14 protein-coding genes are annotated in these 15614 nt (G+C 74.0%); 5 read left to right on the forward strand and 9 right to left on the reverse strand.

Features of this window, described 5'->3' with window-relative positions; genetic code table 11:
* Nucleotides 1-56 precede the first annotated feature (56 nt).
* Together CG747_RS35665 and CG747_RS35670 are read right to left on the reverse strand one after the other, a co-directional pair.
* Entirely contained in the window at nt 57-737 is a 681-nt protein-coding gene (locus tag CG747_RS35665; protein WP_016572018.1) for a response regulator transcription factor, read from the reverse strand.
* Entirely contained in the window at nt 734-2002 is a 1269-nt protein-coding gene (locus tag CG747_RS35670; RefSeq protein ID WP_100606038.1) for a cell wall metabolism sensor histidine kinase WalK, read from the reverse strand. The genes CG747_RS35665 and CG747_RS35670 overlap by 4 nt, the downstream gene beginning before the upstream one ends.
* Nucleotides 2003-2369: 367 nt before the next feature.
* Here CG747_RS35670 and phoU point away from each other — a divergent pair, with 367 nt between their 5' ends.
* Together phoU and CG747_RS48370 are read left to right on the forward strand one after the other, a co-directional pair.
* On the forward strand, nt 2370-3047 hold the full coding sequence (phoU, locus tag CG747_RS35675) for a phosphate signaling complex protein PhoU (protein WP_100606039.1): 678 nt from the start codon (nt 2370-2372) through the stop codon (nt 3045-3047).
* A 78-nt stretch (nt 3048-3125) separates the two neighbouring features.
* A complete protein-coding gene (locus tag CG747_RS48370; protein ID WP_180985839.1) occupies nt 3126-3284 on the forward strand; it encodes a hypothetical protein in 159 nt (52 codons plus the stop codon).
* A gap of 209 nt (nt 3285-3493) precedes the next feature.
* Here CG747_RS48370 and CG747_RS35680 read toward each other — a convergent pair whose 3' ends face one another.
* Nucleotides 3494-4255, reverse strand: a complete 762-nt coding sequence (locus CG747_RS35680; protein ID WP_100606040.1) for a phosphoglyceromutase — start codon at nt 4253-4255, stop codon at nt 3494-3496.
* A gap of 214 nt (nt 4256-4469) precedes the next feature.
* On the opposite strand from CG747_RS35680, the gene CG747_RS35685 reads away from it, so the two are divergent.
* Both CG747_RS35685 and CG747_RS35690 read left to right on the forward strand, forming a co-directional pair.
* Nucleotides 4470-5891 carry an MFS transporter gene (locus CG747_RS35685; protein WP_257980957.1) on the forward strand — a complete coding sequence of 474 codons (1422 nt, stop codon included), beginning with the start codon at nt 4470-4472 and terminating at the stop codon, nt 5889-5891.
* 212 nt (nt 5892-6103) lie between these two features.
* On the forward strand, nt 6104-7438 hold the full coding sequence (locus tag CG747_RS35690) for a hydrolase (RefSeq protein ID WP_100606041.1): 1335 nt from the start codon (nt 6104-6106) through the stop codon (nt 7436-7438).
* A 16-nt stretch (nt 7439-7454) separates the two neighbouring features.
* Here CG747_RS35690 and CG747_RS35695 read toward each other — a convergent pair whose 3' ends face one another.
* Nucleotides 7455-7988: a YbjN domain-containing protein gene (locus CG747_RS35695; protein ID WP_100606042.1), complete on the reverse strand. Its 534-nt coding sequence runs from the start codon at nt 7986-7988 to the stop codon at nt 7455-7457.
* A complete protein-coding gene (gene mshA, locus CG747_RS35700) occupies nt 7981-9363 on the reverse strand; it encodes a D-inositol-3-phosphate glycosyltransferase (protein ID WP_100606043.1) in 1383 nt (460 codons plus the stop codon). The genes CG747_RS35695 and mshA overlap by 8 nt, the downstream gene beginning before the upstream one ends.
* A 195-nt stretch (nt 9364-9558) precedes the next feature.
* Here mshA and CG747_RS35705 point away from each other — a divergent pair, with 195 nt between their 5' ends.
* A complete protein-coding gene (locus tag CG747_RS35705) occupies nt 9559-10410 on the forward strand; it encodes a class I SAM-dependent methyltransferase (RefSeq protein ID WP_100606044.1) in 852 nt (283 codons plus the stop codon).
* 39 nt (nt 10411-10449) lie between these two features.
* Here CG747_RS35705 and CG747_RS35710 read toward each other — a convergent pair whose 3' ends face one another.
* From CG747_RS35710 to CG747_RS35725, 4 genes are all read right to left on the reverse strand, one after another.
* Nucleotides 10450-11325, reverse strand: coding sequence for a helix-turn-helix domain-containing protein (locus CG747_RS35710; RefSeq protein ID WP_100606045.1), 876 nt, complete (start codon nt 11323-11325; stop codon nt 10450-10452).
* Nucleotides 11326-11373: 48 nt separating this feature from the next.
* Nucleotides 11374-11850 carry an NUDIX hydrolase gene (locus CG747_RS35715; protein WP_100606046.1) on the reverse strand — a complete coding sequence of 159 codons (477 nt, stop codon included), beginning with the start codon at nt 11848-11850 and terminating at the stop codon, nt 11374-11376.
* 73 nt (nt 11851-11923) lie between these two features.
* Nucleotides 11924-13138 (reverse strand): CHAD domain-containing protein, encoded by a 1215-nt coding sequence (locus tag CG747_RS35720; RefSeq protein ID WP_100606129.1) that lies wholly within the window; start codon nt 13136-13138, stop codon nt 11924-11926.
* A 139-nt stretch (nt 13139-13277) separates the two neighbouring features.
* Nucleotides 13278-15575, reverse strand: a complete 2298-nt coding sequence (locus CG747_RS35725) for an RNA degradosome polyphosphate kinase (RefSeq protein ID WP_100606047.1) — start codon at nt 15573-15575, stop codon at nt 13278-13280.
* Between the last annotated feature and the right edge of the window lie 39 nt (nt 15576-15614).

Below are 15614 nucleotides of genomic sequence, written 5' to 3' on the forward strand. Positions count from 1 at the left end.
GGCGCCCCTCCCGTCCGGAGGGGCGCCCCTTCACGCGCGTCTGCCGCCGGTGCGGCCTACGGCTCGAACTTGTAGCCCAGGCCGCGGACCGTCACCAGATAGCGCGGGGCGCCCGGGTCGGGCTCGATCTTGGCGCGCAGCCGCTTCACGTGGACGTCGAGGGTCTTGGTGTCGCCCACGTAGTCGGCGCCCCAGACGCGGTCGATCAGCTGCATCCGGGTCAGCACCCGGCCGGCGTTGCGCAGCAGCATCTCCAGCAGGTCGAACTCCTTGAGCGGCAGGTCGACCTTGCCGCCGGAGACCGTGACGACGTGCCGGTCCACGTCCATCCGGACCGGGCCGGCCTCCAGCGCCTGCGGGGCGACCTCCTCCGGCTCGCCGCGGCGGCGCAGCACCGCGCGGATCCGGGCGACCAGTTCACGGGACGAGAAGGGCTTGGTGACGTAGTCGTCGGCCCCTATTTCGAGACCGACGACCTTGTCGATCTCGCTGTCCTTGGCGGTCACCATGATGACCGGGACGTTGGAGCGGCCGCGCAGCTGGCGGCACACCTCGGTGCCGGGCAGACCCGGCAGCATCAGATCCAGCAGGACGAGGTCGGCGCCGTTGCGCTCGAACTCGTCCAGGCCGTCGGGGCCGGTGGCCGCCACGGCGACCTCGAAGCCCTCCTTGCGGAGCATGTACGACAGTGCGTCGCTGAACGATTCCTCGTCCTCGACGACAAGCACTCGGGTCACGGAAGGACCTCCGGGGCTGGGTGAGCTGGGAGCGGATCGTTGAAGGTCTCGTACGGGCGGTCCTCGTCGTCGAGGCCCTCCGCAGTGAGGTCCGAGGGCCGCTCGCGATCGCGGACGGCTCCGGCTTCCGGGAGACGCAGGGTGAAGGTGGAGCCCTGTCCCTCAGCGCTCCAGACCGTGACCTCCCCGCCGTGCGAGGCGGCCACGTGTTTGACGATGGCGAGGCCGAGGCCGGTCCCGCCGGTGGCGCGCGAGCGCGCCGGGTCCACGCGGTAGAACCGCTCGAAGATGCGGTCCCGGTCCTTCTCGGATATCCCGATGCCCTGGTCGGTCACCGCGATCTCGATCAGGTCGCCACCGGGTGCGGAGACCCGGCGGCCCGCGATCCCGACGCGGGTGCGCGCCGGGGAGTAGTTGACGGCGTTCTCGACGAGGTTGCCCAGGGCGGCGGCGAGCTGGCCGCGGTTGCCCCAGACCTGCAGGTCGGCGGTGCCGCCGGCGGCGATGGTGATCTGTTTGGTGCCGGCCTGCTGGCGGCAGCGGTCGACCGCCTCGGCGACCAGCTCGTCGACCGGAACGGACTCGGAGTCCTCCAGCGGGTCGTCGTTCTGCACCCGGGAGAGGTCGATGAGCTCCTGGACGAGGTTGGTCAGCCGGGTGGCCTCGTTCTGCATCCGGCCGGCGAAGCGGGTGACCGCTTCCGGGTCGTCGCTGGCGTCCATCACGGCCTCGGAGAGGAGCGAGAGGGCGCCGACGGGCGTCTTGAGCTCATGGCTGACGTTGGCCACGAAGTCGCGGCGGACCGCCTCGATGCGGCGGGCCTCCGTGAGGTCCTCGACCAGCAGCAGGACCAGCCGGGAGCCGAGCGGGGCGACCCGGGCGGAGACCGCGAGGGCGTCCCCGCGGCCGGTGCCGCGGCGCGGCAGGTCCAGCTCCACCTGGCGTATCTCCCCGTCCCGGCGGGTGTCGCGGGCCATCTGGAGCATCGGCTCGACGGCGAGCCGACCGCCGCGGACCAACCCGAGCGCGTACGCGGCCGAGCTGGCCTTGACCACCGTGTCGGCCTCGTCGAGGACGACGGCGGAGGAGCGCAGCACCGACAGGACGGTGTCGACGCCGGGTGGCAGGACCGCCTCGGTGTGCAGCGACGTGCGGGTGGGCTTGGCCTGGTCCCGCTCGCTCCAGCGGAACGCCAGCATGGCGAAGACGCCGGTGCAGAGCCCGGCGATCGCTGCCATCGCGGCGACGGCCGCGTCCACGTTCATGAATCCAGAGTATGTGCCGGGTCCGACACTCCCCCAGCGCCCGGAGCTGCTGCTCGGACACCCTTCGCCCAGAGTTCACCGAGGCGTCGGGGGTGGTTCACCCACCGCGACGGCGGGGCCGCCGGGGCGCCCTCGCGGCCGCGGCGGCGTCTCCCAGAGTTCACCTTCAGGTCGGTGGTGGTTCACCCCCGATGGCCCCGCACGTCGTGATCCGGCCGCACATTGAAGGTGCGGGGACCCGCCGCTGGCCGGTCCGTGGGAGCGTAGGCGCAACGGCCACCTCCCACTCATCACCACGCACCATCCCCCACAATCCCCGGAATCCCCCGGAAGCACGCGGAATCCTCGAAGCGAGAGAAGGTCACTGATGCGGGACGCGTACCACGAGGAGCTGGACTCGATCAGCGAGGGCCTGGTCGAGATGGCCCGGCTCGTCGGCTCCGCGATCGGGCGCGCCACCACGGCGATACTCGATGCGGACCTGAAGCTGGCCGAGAACGTCATCGCCGCCGACGAGAAGGTCGACGACCTCCAGCGCGACCTGGAGGCGCGGGCCATCGCCCTGCTGGCCCGCCAGCAGCCGGTCGCCACCGACCTGCGGATCGTCGTCACCTCCCTGCGGATGAGCGCCGACCTGGAGCGCTCCGGCGACCTGGCCCAGCACGTCGCCAAGCTGGCCCGGCTGCGCTTCCCCCAGCGGGCCGTGCCGCGCGACCTGCACGCCACCATCCTGGAGATGGGGCAGTTGGCGCAGCGCCTGATGGCCAAGGCCGGCGAGGTCATCATCACCAAGGACGTCGACCTCGCGCTCCAGCTGGAGCAGGACGACGACGCCATGGACCTGCTGCACCGCACCCTGTTCCAGCACCTGATGGACGACCGCTGGAAGCACGGCATCGAGACGGCCGTGGACGTGACCCTGCTGGGCCGCTACTACGAGCGCTTCGCGGACCACGCGGTCTCCGTGGCCAAGCGCGTCGTCTACCTCGTGACCGGCGAGCACGCCGACGAGATCGCCTCTCCGACGGCGGTGGAGGGCGCGTAACGTGCGCCCACGCGCCGTTGACGCGCCTGCGCACTCGGGCTTGCAATAAGCACCAGGTGACCCCAAGGAGGCGAATACATGGCACTCACGGCGGACTCCCCGATCCCCGCGTCCCAGGACGAGCCGACGGCCGTCGACCGGCCGCTGCTGCCGCTGCTCGGCGCGTGCGGTTGCGGGCCCGGTTGCGGTTGCGGCTGCCAGTCCGGTGGCCCGTGCCAATGCGGCGGCAACTGCTGACGAGCGGCTGCCGCCACGGCACGACAACGGCACGGTGACAACGCGGCCCCGGTCCGCCCGATCTCCCTGATCGGCCGGACCGGGGCCGCGACCGTGTTGCGGCGTCGCCGGGCCGGTGTGCCGCCGGGCCGGGCGCGTATCCGGGCCGCGGTACGCGGAACCCCCGCCGGCGGCCGGGGCCGCGGGCGGGGGTTCGGGCGGGCGAGGGCCTACTTCTTCTTGCCCTGGTTCTTCACGGCCTCGATGGCGGCCTTGGCGGCCTCCGGGTCGAGGTAGGTGCCGCCGGGGGTGAGCGGGCGGAAGTCGGCGTCGAGCTCGTAGGAGAGCGGGATGCCGGTGGGGATGTTCAGGCCGGCGATGTCCGCGTCGGAGATCTGGTCGAGGTGCTTGACCAGGGCGCGGAGGCTGTTGCCGTGGGCGGCGACCAGCACCGTGCGGCCGGCGAGCAGGTCCGGGACGATGCCGTCGTACCAGTACGGCAGCATGCGGGTGACGACGTCCTTGAGGCACTCCGTCTTCGGGCGCAGCTCCGGCGGGATCGACGCGTAGCGCGGGTCGCCCGACTGGGAGAACTCGGCGCCGTCTTCCAGCGCGGGCGGCGGGGTGTCGTACGAGCGGCGCCAGAGCATGAACTGCTCCTCGCCGAACTCGGCCAGGGTCTGCGCCTTGTCCTTGCCCTGCAGCGCGCCGTAGTGGCGCTCGTTCAGCCGCCAGCTGCGGTGGACCGGGATCCAGTGGCGGTCGGCGGACTCCAGGGCCATCTGCGCGGTGCGGATGGCGCGCTTCTGGAGGGAGGTGTGGACGACGTCGGGGAGCAGGCCGGCCTCCTTGAGCAGCTCTCCGCCGCGGACCGCCTCCTTCTCGCCCTTCTCGTTGAGGTTGACGTCCACCCAGCCGGTGAACAGGTTCTTCGCGTTCCACTCGCTCTCGCCGTGGCGGAGCAGGATCAGCTTGTACGGTGCGGTGGCCATGCGGTCGAGCGTAATCGACGCCGGGGAGTGGGCCGGCGCGCGGCTGTCACCTGCGCGGACCCGGGGCGGGGCGCCCTGTGACGTTTGACGCTTCCGGTCAATTGAGTGGCTGCCCGACCCTCCGGTTTGTAGTTTGCGCATAGCACTTGCGCCACTTACCGCATCGCGTCCGACCCGCCGTCCGGCAGCGGGCAGCACACCAGGGGGAACTGTCATGCCCACGCCCATAATCGAGCCCCGACCCAGGGGCCTGTCCCGGGTCCGGCGGGCCGCCGTGGAGAGCGTCTCCGGTCTGCCCCGGCAGTTCTGGTGGCTCTGGACCAGCACGCTGGTCAACCGGCTCGGTTCGTTCGTCGCGACGTTCCTGGCGCTCTACCTCACCGTCGAGCGCGGCTACTCGGCCTCGTACGCGGGGCTGGTCGGCGCGGTGTACGGGCTGGGCGGGGTGATCTCGTCGGTGGGCGCCGGGGTGCTCACCGACCGGCTCGGACGGCGGCCGACGATGCTGGCCGCGCAGCTGGCCACGGCGGCTTCCGTGGCGCTGCTGGGGTTCATGACCGATCCGGTGGCGATCGCCGCGGTGGCCGGCCTGGTCGGCATGGCGTCCAACGCCTCCCGGCCCGCGGTCCAGGCGATGATGGCGGACATCGTCGCCCCGAAGGACCGGGTCCGCGCGTTCTCCCTCAACTACTGGGCGATCAACCTCGGTTTCGCGATCTCCTCCACCGCCGCCGGGCTGATCGCCGAACACGGCTATCTGGCCCTCTTCCTGGGCGAGGCCACCCTCGTACTGGCCTGCGCGCTGGTGGTCTTCTGCAAGCTCCCGGAGTCCCGCCCGGAGGTGGGCGGGGCCGCGGACGCACCGGCGGACGCGGCCGGCGCCGAGCGCGTCTCGATGCTGACCGTGCTGCGCGACGGCCGTTTCATGACCGTCGTCGGACTGAACCTCCTCCTGGCGTCGCTGTTCCAGCAGGCGTACGTCTCGATGCCGGTGTCGATGGGCCGGGCCGGCTTCTCCAGCGCCGACTTCGGGCTGGTCATCGCGGTGAACGGGGTGCTGATCGTGCTGCTGCAGATCCCGGTCACCCGCTTCATCGAGCACCGCAGCCCGGCGATGCTGCTCATCGGTTCGGCGCTGCTCGCCGGCTACGGCTTCGGACTGACGGCGCTGGCCGGCTCGGTGGCCATGTACGCGGTCGCGGTCGCCGTCTGGACCCTCGGCGAAATCATCAACTCGCCCACCCAGATGGGCCTGGTGGTCCGCCTCTCACCGCTCCACGGACGCGGCCGCTACCAGGGGATGTACGCGCTGTCCTGGTCCGTCGCCTCGCTGACCGCGCCACTGCTGGGCGGCACGGTCATCGACCACTACGGCGCCGACGTGCTCTGGGCCGGCTGCGCGGCGGTCGGCACGGTGGCCGCGCTGGGGTACGGGCTGCTGCTGCGCAATCTGCCGGAACGGGCGGCCGGTTCGGGTGCCGCGGCGGCGGACACCGGGAAGGCGGACACCACGACGGCCGGTGCCGCGGCGGCCGGTGCCGCGGACGCAGATGGCGCGGACACAGATGTCGCGGACGCGGGTACGGCGGACGGGTGCGTCGGGACCGGGCGGGGCGAGATGCCGTCGAACCGCTAGGGCGGGCCCGGCCCGCGGGAAGCGGGGCCGGCGGTGACCGGGGCGACGCCCGCCTTCCAGGACCACGCGGATGTTCGTGGTGGCCACACCCCCAAGACGGGTGGCGGCACGGTCGATCAGGGCGGCCGGAGACGGGATTCTGCTGCACACGGGCGGTGAACCGCGCGTCGGGCGCACGCCGCGCCCGGGGACCGAGTGCACGGGGAGAAGCGATGGGCAGCAGGACGCGAGGCGGGTCGTCCCGCGCCGTTCGGGCGTGGCGGAGGACCGCGGGCGCCGGGGCGCTGGCGGCGCTCGCGGTGGCGGTCGCGGCGACGGCCGGGGCCGGGGCGGAAGAGGCGGCGCCAGGGCGGGCGCCCGGGGGCGGGGCCGCGGTGACCGCGCGGCCGCTGGCCCTCCCGGCGCCCACCGGGCGGTATCCCGTCGGCACCACCGCGCTGCATCTGACGGACCGCCATCGGCGGGATCCCTGGGTCGCGGGGCAGCCGCACCGGGAGTTGATGGTGAACGTGCGGTACCCGGCCGCGCCGGGCGCCGGGCGGTTCCCGCGGGCGCCGCAGCTGACGGCGGGCGAGGCGGCCGCGTTCGACACGTCGAACTCGCTCTCCGACCGCATCCCGGCCGGGAAGGTGGCCTGGGGCGCCACCCTCACCCACGCCCACCAGGGCGCCCCGGTGGCCCGGCCGCGCGGGCGCCGGCTGCCGGTGGTCCTCTACTCCCCCGGCGCCGGCGACCCCCGCGCGCTCGGCAGCACCCTCTGCGACGAACTGGCCTCCCGGGGCTATGTCGTGGTGACCGTCGACCACACCTACGAGGCGCCCGCGGTGCAGTTCCCGGACGGCCGGGTGGCCCACAGCGTGCTGCCCGCGGAGGCGGCGAAGGCGCAGCGGGCCGGCCGGATCACCGAGCTGCTGGAGAAGGTGAGCGCGGTGCGGGTGGCCGACACCCGGTTCGTCCTGGACGAGTTGGCCCGGACCGGGCCCGGGTCGGTGCTGCCGCAGGGGCTGCGCGGGGTGCTGGACCTGGCCGCGGCGGGGATGTTCGGGCAGTCGGCGGGCGGGTTCACCGCGGTGCAGACGATGCACGACGACCCGCGGATCAAGGCGGCGGTGAACATGGACGGGGTGATGGGCTACACCCAGCGCGATGACGATCCGTCACATCCGTCCACCGCGGGGCGGGACGGGGTGGACCGGCCGCTGCTGCTCATGGGCATGGCCGGGGACGACCACCACTCGGTCGCGTCCTGGGACGCGGTGTGGCGGCACAGCGCGGCGCGCGGGGCCTGGCTGCGGGACCTGACGCTGCGCGGCGGCCGGCACGCAAGCTTCACCGATGCGGAATCGCTTGTCCCGCAGATCGCCCGGCAGTTGGGGCTGGCGCGCAAGGACGTGACCGAGATGATCGGGACGGTCCGGCCGGAGCGCGCGGTCGCCGCCGAGCGCGCGTACGTCACCGCGTTCTTCGACCGGTGGCTGCGCGGTGCGGACGGCGCCCTGCTGGACGGGCCGTCCGCCCGCTACCCGGAGGTGCGGTTCGTGCGGTGAGCCGCCGCCGGGGCGGCTACTCCTCGGTGTCGCCCCGGGTCAGCCGCTCGAAGGCCGCGAGGTTGCGGGTGGACTCGCCGCGCGCCACCCGCCAGGCGTACTCCTTGCGGATCGCCGAGGCGAAGCCCATCTCCAGGAGGGTGTTGAAGCTGCCGTCGGCGTTCTCCAGGACGGTGCCCAGGATCCGGTCCAGCTCGGCGGGGGTGACGGCGGCCAGCGGGAGCTTGCCGACGAGGTAGATGTCGCCGAGCTTGTCGATCGCGTAACCGACGCCGTAGAGGCGGGTGTTGCGTTCGAGGAGCCAGCGGTGGACCGCCTCGTGGTTCTCGTCCGGCCGGCGGACGACGAAGGCGTTGATGGAGAGCGAGTGGCGGCCCACGATCAGCGAACAGGTCGTGGCGAGCTTGCGGGTGCCGGGCAGCTTGACGACGTAGTTGCCCGCGGCGGGCGACTCCCACTCCAGCTCGGCGTCCTTGAGGGTGCGCTCGATCACCGCACCGGCATCCGTCGCCTGCCGCTCGCCCGCGGAGGGCTCCCGTTCCTCACCCATGCAGCGATCGTAGGTGACGGCGGCGCTCCTGCATCGCGGCGGTGTAGACGTCGGCGGTCGCGGCGGCGGCGGTGTCCCAGCCGAAGGACTGGGCGTGCCGGGCCGCGGCGCTGCCCATCCGGTCGGCCAGCGACGGGTCGTCGAGGAAGCGGCGCAGCGTCCGGGCGTAGTCGGCCGGGTCGTGGCCGGCGACCAGGAAGCCGCTGACGCCGTCCCGCACCGCCACCGGCAGCCCGCCGACCGAGGCCGCCACGACCGGGGTGCCGCACGCCTGGGCCTCGATCGCCACCAGCCCGAACGATTCGCTGTACGAGGGCATGACCAGCACGGACGCGGCGCGGTACCAGTCGGCGAGCTGTTCCTGGCCGACCGGCGGACGGAACCGCACCAGATCGGCGATGCCCAGCCGGGCCGCCAGCTTCTGCAGTCCCTCGGGCTTGGCCAGGCCGCTGCCGCTGGGCCCGCCGACCACCGGGACCACCAGCCGGGAACGCAGCGAGGGATCCTCGTCGACCAGCACCGCGGCGGCGCGCAGCAGGATGTCCGGCGCCTTCAGCGGCTGTATGCGGCCGGCGAAGAGCGGGATGACCGCGTCCTGCGGCAGCCCGAGGCGGGCCCGGGCGGCGGCCCGACTGGCCGCGACGTCGCCGGCGCCGTCGTCCGCCAGCGGCCGGAAGCGGTCGAGGTTGACGCCGGGGTGGACCACCGCGACCTTGCCGGGCTCGGCGTCGTAGTGCCGGACCAGCTCGTCCGCCTCCTCGGCGGTGTTGGCTATCAGGCGGTCGGCGGCCTCGACGATCTGGGTCTCGCCGATCACCCGGGCGGGCGGCTCGGGGGTGTCGCCGACGGCCAGCGCGGCGTTCTTGACCTTCGCCATGGTGTGCATGGCGTGCACGAGGGGGACCCGCCATCGGTCCGCGGCCAGCCAGCCGACGTGGCCGGAGAGCCAGTAGTGGGAGTGGACCAGGTCGTAGTAGCCGGGGCGGTGGCCCGCCCACGCCTGCATCACGCCGTGGGTGAAGGCGCACAGCTGGGCCGGCAGCTCCTCCTTGGCCAACCCCTCGTACGGGCCCGCGTCGACGTGCCGGACGAGCACGCCGGGGGCCAGCTCGACGGCGGGCGGCAGGGCCGCGGTGGTGGCCCGGGTGAAGATCTCCACCTCGATGCCGTGCGCGGCGAGCTTCCGGGCCAGCTCGACGATGTAGACGTTCATCCCGCCGGCGTCGCCGGTGCCGGGCTGGTGGAGCGGGGAGGTGTGCACGCTGAGCATCGCCACCCGGCGGGGGCGCCGGGCCCCTCCGGGCAGGCGCAGCCGCGGCGGGCCCGCGAACTGGCTGTGGGGACGGCTGCGGAGCCTGGACACATATTGGCTCACTGCGAGCTACCTCCTAGGCGAGGCGGGTGGCGCGCCTCCGCCCCCCTGCAACAACGCCGGACCACCATCCATTTCCGTCCGGCCCGTCCTCTTCGAACTTTCTTCGTACTTTGCCAAAGCATGACCGCGGATCGGCCCGCGGCCCAGGTCAGGGCACCCGGCCGACCTCCCGCCGCGACCCCATACCCTCGATGCATGGCCCGCCGCTCGCCCGTTTCCGCCTCCCGCACCGCCGCCGTACCGGCCCCCGCGCCGTCCCGGCCGGTCGGAAGCGCCACCCGCGGCACCACCAACCCCAACCGGCTCCGCCGCATGGACCGCTGGATCGCCGCCGAGCACGGCGCCGAACTGCGCCGCACCGCCGACCCGGTCGCGGTCGACCTAGGCTATGGCGCCGCCCCTTGGACCGCGCTGGAGCTGCTCGGGAGGCTGCGTACGGTCCGGCCGGACGCCCAGGTCGTCGGCGTCGAGATCGACCCGGCCCGGGTCGCCGCCGCCCTGCCGTACGCCCGCTCCGGGCTGGACTTCGTCCACGGCGGCTTCGAGGTGCCGCTGCCCGGCGGGCCCGGCCGCGCCCCGGTCCTCATCCGGGCCGCGAACGTGCTGCGCCAGTACGACGAGGACGAGGTCGCCGCCGTCTGGGCGCGGCTGCGGGCCCGGCTGGCGCCCGACGGGCTCCTGGTCGAGGGCACCTGCGACGAGATCGGGCGGCGTCACGTCTGGGTCGCGCTGGGCCCCGAGGGCCCCCGCACGGTCACCTTCGCAACCCGGCTCGGCTCCCTCGACACCCCATCCGACCTGGCCGAACGCCTCCCCAAGGCGCTGATCCACCGCAATGTTCCGGGCGAACCGGTGCATGCCTTCCTGCGCGACTTCGACCGCGCCTGGGCGAGCGCCGCCCCGCTCGGCGCGCTGGGCGCCCGGCAGCGGTGGCGCGCCGCGGTCGCCTCCCTGGCGGCGGACTGGCCGCTGGCCGGGGACCCCCGCCGGCGGCGCCAGGGCGAGGTCACGGTGCGGTGGGAGGCGCTGGCCCCGCGCGGCGGCTGACCGGAGGGCGGCCGGGCTGCGGAAGCGTCCGCAGCCCCTCTAGGAAGCGCTCCCCGCCGGGACCGCCGCGCCGGTCGCCAGCCCGCGCAGCCGGGCCTCGGACTCCGACCCGGGCGGCGCGGTGTACGTCACCAGCACCTGGTCCGGGTCCGCGCCCAGCCGGAAGCTCTCGAAGGTGACGGTCAGCTCCCCGGCCTCCGGGTGCCGGATCCGCTTGGTGCCGCGCAGGCACTCGTGCACCCCCTGCGCCGCCCACATCCGGCGGAACTCCGCGCTGCGGTCGAGGAGTTCACCCACCACCTCGCAGATCCGCGGATCGTCCGGGTGCCGGCCGCTGTCGGCGCGCAGGTTGCCGACGACCTCCTCGGCCTTGCCGTCCCAGTCCGGGTACCGCTCCCGGGCGGACTGTTCGAGGAAGACCAGCAGTGCGGTGTTCCGCCGGTCGGGCGCCAGCTCCGCGAGGTCGCAGGAGAGCCGGCCGCCGGATTCGTTCCACGCCAGGATGTCCAGCCCGCGGCCCAGCACCACGGCGGCGACCGTGCGGTCCATGGCGTCCAGCAGCTGCCGGATCTCCGGCCGCACGGTCTGCGCCGGTCCGGGCACGCAGCCGGCGGCCCCGTCGGCGGGGCGGCGGCGCGGCACCGCGACGTTCCGCAGGTACGTCACCTCGCCGTCCGAGAGCCGCAGCGCCCGCGCGATGGCGTCCAGGACGGAGTCGGAGACGGCGGGCGCCCGGCCCTGCTCGATCCGGATGTAGTAGTCCACGCTGATCCCGGCGAGCTGGGCGACCTCCTCGCGCCGCAGCCCCCGCACCCGGCGCCGGCCGTACCCATCGGGCAGACCTACCTCGGCCGGGTCGAGCGCGGCACGGCGCGCCTTGAGGAAGGCGCTGATCTCGATTTCCCCGTGCAGCATCACTCCAGTATGCGCCGGTCGGCGCGACGGGTGACGCCGCGGCGCCGCTCAGCCGCTCCCGCCCGGCACCCGCAGCGCGGCCAGCAGGGCCGCCACCAGGTCCTTGTCGCGGTCCTGGGTGAGCAGGTCCCGGGCCACGTCCGGCGCCACCCACAGCAGGCGGTCCACCTCCTTGTTGGGGATGAACCCGCCGCCGGTGGCCTCGGCCGCCCAGTAGCGGACCTCCTTGGGGCGGCCGCCGACCCGATAGCGGACGGTGGGGAGCTCCGGGCCGGGCGCGCAGGTCGCCCCGGTCTCCTCCAGCACCTCGCGCAGCGCGCCCCGCAGCGGGTCCTCCCCCGGCTTCAGCTTGCCCTTGGGGTACGACCAGTCGTCCCACTTCGGCCGGTGCACCAGGGCCAGCACGATCCCGTCGCCGCCCGGCGCCGGGCGCCACAGCACACAGCCCGCCGCCCGGATCGGCTCGGCCACCGGTGTCCGCGCGCCGGCCGCTCCGCCGCCCTTGTGGCCCGCCGTCCTGCCCATCGGTCCCCTTTCCCCCTTTTCCCCGTTTCTCGTTTTCCCGGTTCCCGTTTTCCCGTTCCGTCTTCCCGCCCGCTCAGGTGGTGCGCTCGGCGCTCGGGCCGGGCAGCCACACCAGGCCGAAGGCGTACCGCGCCGCCTCGACCTCGTGGCGCTGGTCGGCGTGGAGCACGCCCAGCGCGTACGCGGTGGCCGGCGCGATCCGCGGGGTACGGGCCGCGGCGGCGGCCGCGGCGGCCGCCTCGGCGGCGTCGCGGTGGTGCTCCAGGGCCCGGCCGGACGCGGTCAGCCGGGGGTCGACCGTCTCGGGGGCGACCACCTCCTGGGCGTAGTGGCTCAGCCGGACCAGCAGCCGCGCCTGGTGCCAGGGCGCGTCCTGGAGGTGGTCGGCGGCGAGCGCGGCGGCGTTGTACGGGTGGCCGGCGCGGGCCAGCGGCAGGGTGGCGACCGCCTCGGCGAGCCGCCGGTGCGCCTGCTCCGCGAGCGGCGGCAGGGCCTCCGCGGCGGACACCTCGGCGGCCCGGCGGGCCAGCGGCGCCTCCGAGGCGAGCACCGCGACCGCGTCCGCGACGGCGTGGAAACGGGACGAGCCGAGCGCCTGGAGGGCCGCGGAGTGGGCCCGCGTACGGGCCAGGGTGAGCTGCCGGTCGAGCAGTGCCCCGGCCCGGGCGGCCCCGGCGGCGAGCGCGCTCTCCCGGTCCGGGTCGGTGGCGGCGGCCGGGACGGTGGCCGTGGCGGCGCTGCCGGACGCGGCCGGGCGGCCGTCCCGGGCGCTCCGGCTCCCCCGTCCGCCCCGCTCCGCAGGCCGTTCGATCCGCTCGGCCCGCCCGGTGAGTCGCTGCAACGCCGCCATGAGCCGGTCGCGGCGTGCCGTGCACGCCTGCTCACGGGCCAGCGTGCCGCTCAACCAGCCGAGTTCGGCGCGGAGTTGATCGGCCCAGAGCTCTTCGGTCAGCGGCCGGAAGGTGTGCAGCGTGGCGCTGATCCGGCGGGCGGCGCGGCGCAGCTGCCGGGCCGCCTCGCCGGCGCCCGCCGCGTCCGGGCCGGCCTCCCCGTGGAGCCGCAGACTGCGCAGGAACTCCGCGGCGTGCCAGTGGAGGTAGCCGGCCAGTGCCTCCTCGGCCGTGCGCCCGGCGAGTCCGGGCCCGGCCCCGGGGGCGTCCTCGGGCCCGTACGGCACCCCGGCGGCGTAGCTCCCGACCTCCCCCCGGTGGTTCCCGCCCGCCGCCCCGTGCGGACCGTCGTCCGCCCCGTGCCGCACCGTCTCCCCGTACGCCCTGTCCCCGTACACACCGTCCCCCGGCCCGTCCACTACCGCTGCACGGGCCCCCGGCGTCCGGCCGGGCTCGTATCCGATTCTGCTTCCGATTGCGCTGCTGATCCCCGTGCCGGTACCGAGGAGACCGGGCCGCGGCCCCCCGGCCGGCTGGTCATGTCGCTGGGCCACGCCGGCGCCTCCGGGCGTCGATGAGCATTTCCTGTACGTTCCGCAGCGGGGTGCCGTCCGCGTCCACCGCGTGCCGGGTCCAGTTGCCGTCCGGGCCCAGGTGCCAGGACGACGTCGTGTCCGACATCCCGGTCTCCAGCAGCCGGTTGAGGGCCGCCCGGTGGGCCGGGTCGGTGACCCGCACCAGCGCCTCGATCCGCCGGTCGAGGTTGCGGTGCATCATGTCGGCGCTGCCCAGCCACACCTCGGGCTCGCCGCCGTTGCCGAAGGCGAAGACCCGGGAGTGCTCCAGGAAGCGGCCGAGGATGCTGCGGACCCGGATGTTCTCGCTCAGCCCGGGGACCCCGGGGCGCAGCGCGCAGATGCCGCGCACCCAGACGTCGACCGGGACCCCGGCCTGGGAGGCCCGGTAGAGCGCGTCGATGACCGCCTCGTCGACCATCGAGTTGACCTTGATGCGGACGTAGGCGGGACGGCCCGCCCGGTGGTGCGCGGCCTCCTTGTTGATCCGCTGGATCAGCCCGTCGCGCAGCGAGGTGGGCGCCACCAGCAGCCGGCGGTAGGTCTCCCGCCGGGAGTAGCCGCTGAGCCGGTTGAAGAGGTCGGAGAGGTCGGCTCCCACCTGGGGGTCCGCGGTCAGCAGCCCCAGGTCCTCGTACAGCCTGGCCGTCTTGGGGTGGTAGTTGCCGGTCCCCACGTGGGAGTACCGGCGCAGGGTCTCGCCCTCCTGGCGGACCACCAGGGACAGCTTGCAGTGCGTCTTCAGCCCCACCAGGCCGTAGACGACGTGGCAGCCGGCCTCCTCCAGCTTCCGGGCCCACTTGATGTTGGCCTGCTCGTCGAAGCGCGCCTTGATCTCCACGAGGACCAGCACCTGCTTGCCGGACTCGGCGGCGTCTATCAGGGCGTCGACGATCGGGGAGTGGTCGGAGGTGCGGTAGAGGGTCTGCTTGATGGCGAGCACGTTCGGGTCGGCCGCGGCCTGCTCCAGGAACGCCTGCACGGAGGTGGAGAACGAGTCGTAGGGGTGGTGCAGCAGCACGTCGCGGGCGCGCAGCGCGGCGAAGACGTCGGGTGCGGACGCCGATTCCACCTCCGCCAGGTCACGGTGGGTGCCCGCCACGAACTTGGGGTACTTCAGCTCCGGCCGGTCCAGCGCCCCTATGCCGAACAGTCCGGTCAGGTCGAGCGGGCCGGGCAGCGGGTAGACCTCGGCCTCGGAGACCTTCAGCTCCTGGACCAGCAGGTCCAGGACGGCCGGGTCGATGGACTCCTCGACCTCCAGGCGGACGGGCGGCCCGAAGCGCCGCCGCATCAGCTCCTTCTCCAGGGCCTGGAGGAGGTTCTCGGCGTCGTCCTCCTCCACCTCCAGGTCCTCGTTGCGGGTCACCCGGAACATGTGGTGCGCCCGCACCTCCATCCCCGGGAACAGCTCCTCCAGGTGGGCGGCGATCACGTCCTCGATGGGCACGTACCGCTGCGGGGACGCCTCCAGGAAGCGGGAGAGCAGCGGCGGAACCTTCACTCGCGCAAAGTGATCGTGGCCGCTGACCGGATTGCGGACGACCACGGCCAGATTCAGCGACAGCCCGGAGATGTACGGGAAGGGGTGCGCCGGGTCGACCGCCAGCGGCGTGAGCACCGGGAAGATCTGCTGCCGGAACAGCGTGAACAGCCGGGCCTGCTCCTTCTCCGTCAGCTCGGGCCAGCGGATCAGGTGAATGCCCTGGTCGGCGAGTTCCGGGGCGACGTCCTGCTGGAAGCAGGCGGCGTGCCGCGCCATCAGCTCCCGGGACCGGGTCCAGATCTGGTCCAGCACCTCCCGGGGCTGGAGCCCGGAGGCGGAGCGGGTGGCGACCCCGGTCGCGATCCGCCGCTTGAGGCCGGCGACCCGGACCATGAAGAACTCGTCCAGATTGCTGGCGAAAATCGCAAGGAAGTTAGCCCGTTCGAGGAGCGGGGTGGCCGGGTCCTCGGCCAGCTCCAGCACCCGCTCGTTGAACGCCAGCCAGCTGCGCTCCCGGTCCAGGAAGCGCCCGCTGGGCAGCTCCTCGCCGTTCGCACCCGGGACGCCGCGGTCCTCGTAGGCGTCCGGATCGGCGTCCAGGTCGGGCTCCAGCCCGGAGATGGCACGGCGGACCGCGTTCGGGCGGTGCGCGGCGATCGAGCCCACCGACGGCTGCACCGAGGGCTGCTGCACCGAGGAGTCTGCCACCCTCGGCGATTCCTGGGACGGCATCTCGGGCTGGGCCGGGGCCTGAGCGCTGCGCTGCTGGTTCATGTCCTTATTCTTCCGCGCTCGGGCACTTCCAGGCGCGCC

Origin of the sequence: Streptomyces sp. CB02959 (assembly GCF_002803155.1) — a bacterium.
GTDB lineage: Bacteria > Actinomycetota > Actinomycetes > Streptomycetales > Streptomycetaceae > Streptomyces.

Coding starts and splice junctions, on each gene's coding strand:
- CG747_RS35670 (WP_100606038.1), bottom strand. CDS start 2,002: ATGAACGTGGACGCGGCCGTCGCCGCGATGGCAGCGATCGCCGGGCTC.
- phoU (WP_100606039.1), top strand. CDS start 2,370: ATGCGGGACGCGTACCACGAGGAGCTGGACTCGATCAGCGAGGGCCTG.
- CG747_RS48370 (WP_180985839.1), top strand. CDS start 3,126: ATGGCACTCACGGCGGACTCCCCGATCCCCGCGTCCCAGGACGAGCCG.
- CG747_RS35680 (WP_100606040.1), bottom strand. CDS start 4,255: ATGGCCACCGCACCGTACAAGCTGATCCTGCTCCGCCACGGCGAGAGC.
- CG747_RS35685 (WP_257980957.1), top strand. CDS start 4,470: ATGCCCACGCCCATAATCGAGCCCCGACCCAGGGGCCTGTCCCGGGTC.
- CG747_RS35690 (WP_100606041.1), top strand. CDS start 6,104: ATGGGCAGCAGGACGCGAGGCGGGTCGTCCCGCGCCGTTCGGGCGTGG.
- CG747_RS35695 (WP_100606042.1), bottom strand. CDS start 7,988: ATGGGTGAGGAACGGGAGCCCTCCGCGGGCGAGCGGCAGGCGACGGAT.
- CG747_RS35705 (WP_100606044.1), top strand. CDS start 9,559: ATGGCCCGCCGCTCGCCCGTTTCCGCCTCCCGCACCGCCGCCGTACCG.
- CG747_RS35710 (WP_100606045.1), bottom strand. CDS start 11,325: ATGCTGCACGGGGAAATCGAGATCAGCGCCTTCCTCAAGGCGCGCCGT.
- CG747_RS35715 (WP_100606046.1), bottom strand. CDS start 11,850: ATGGGCAGGACGGCGGGCCACAAGGGCGGCGGAGCGGCCGGCGCGCGG.
- CG747_RS35725 (WP_100606047.1), bottom strand. CDS start 15,575: ATGAACCAGCAGCGCAGCGCTCAGGCCCCGGCCCAGCCCGAGATGCCG.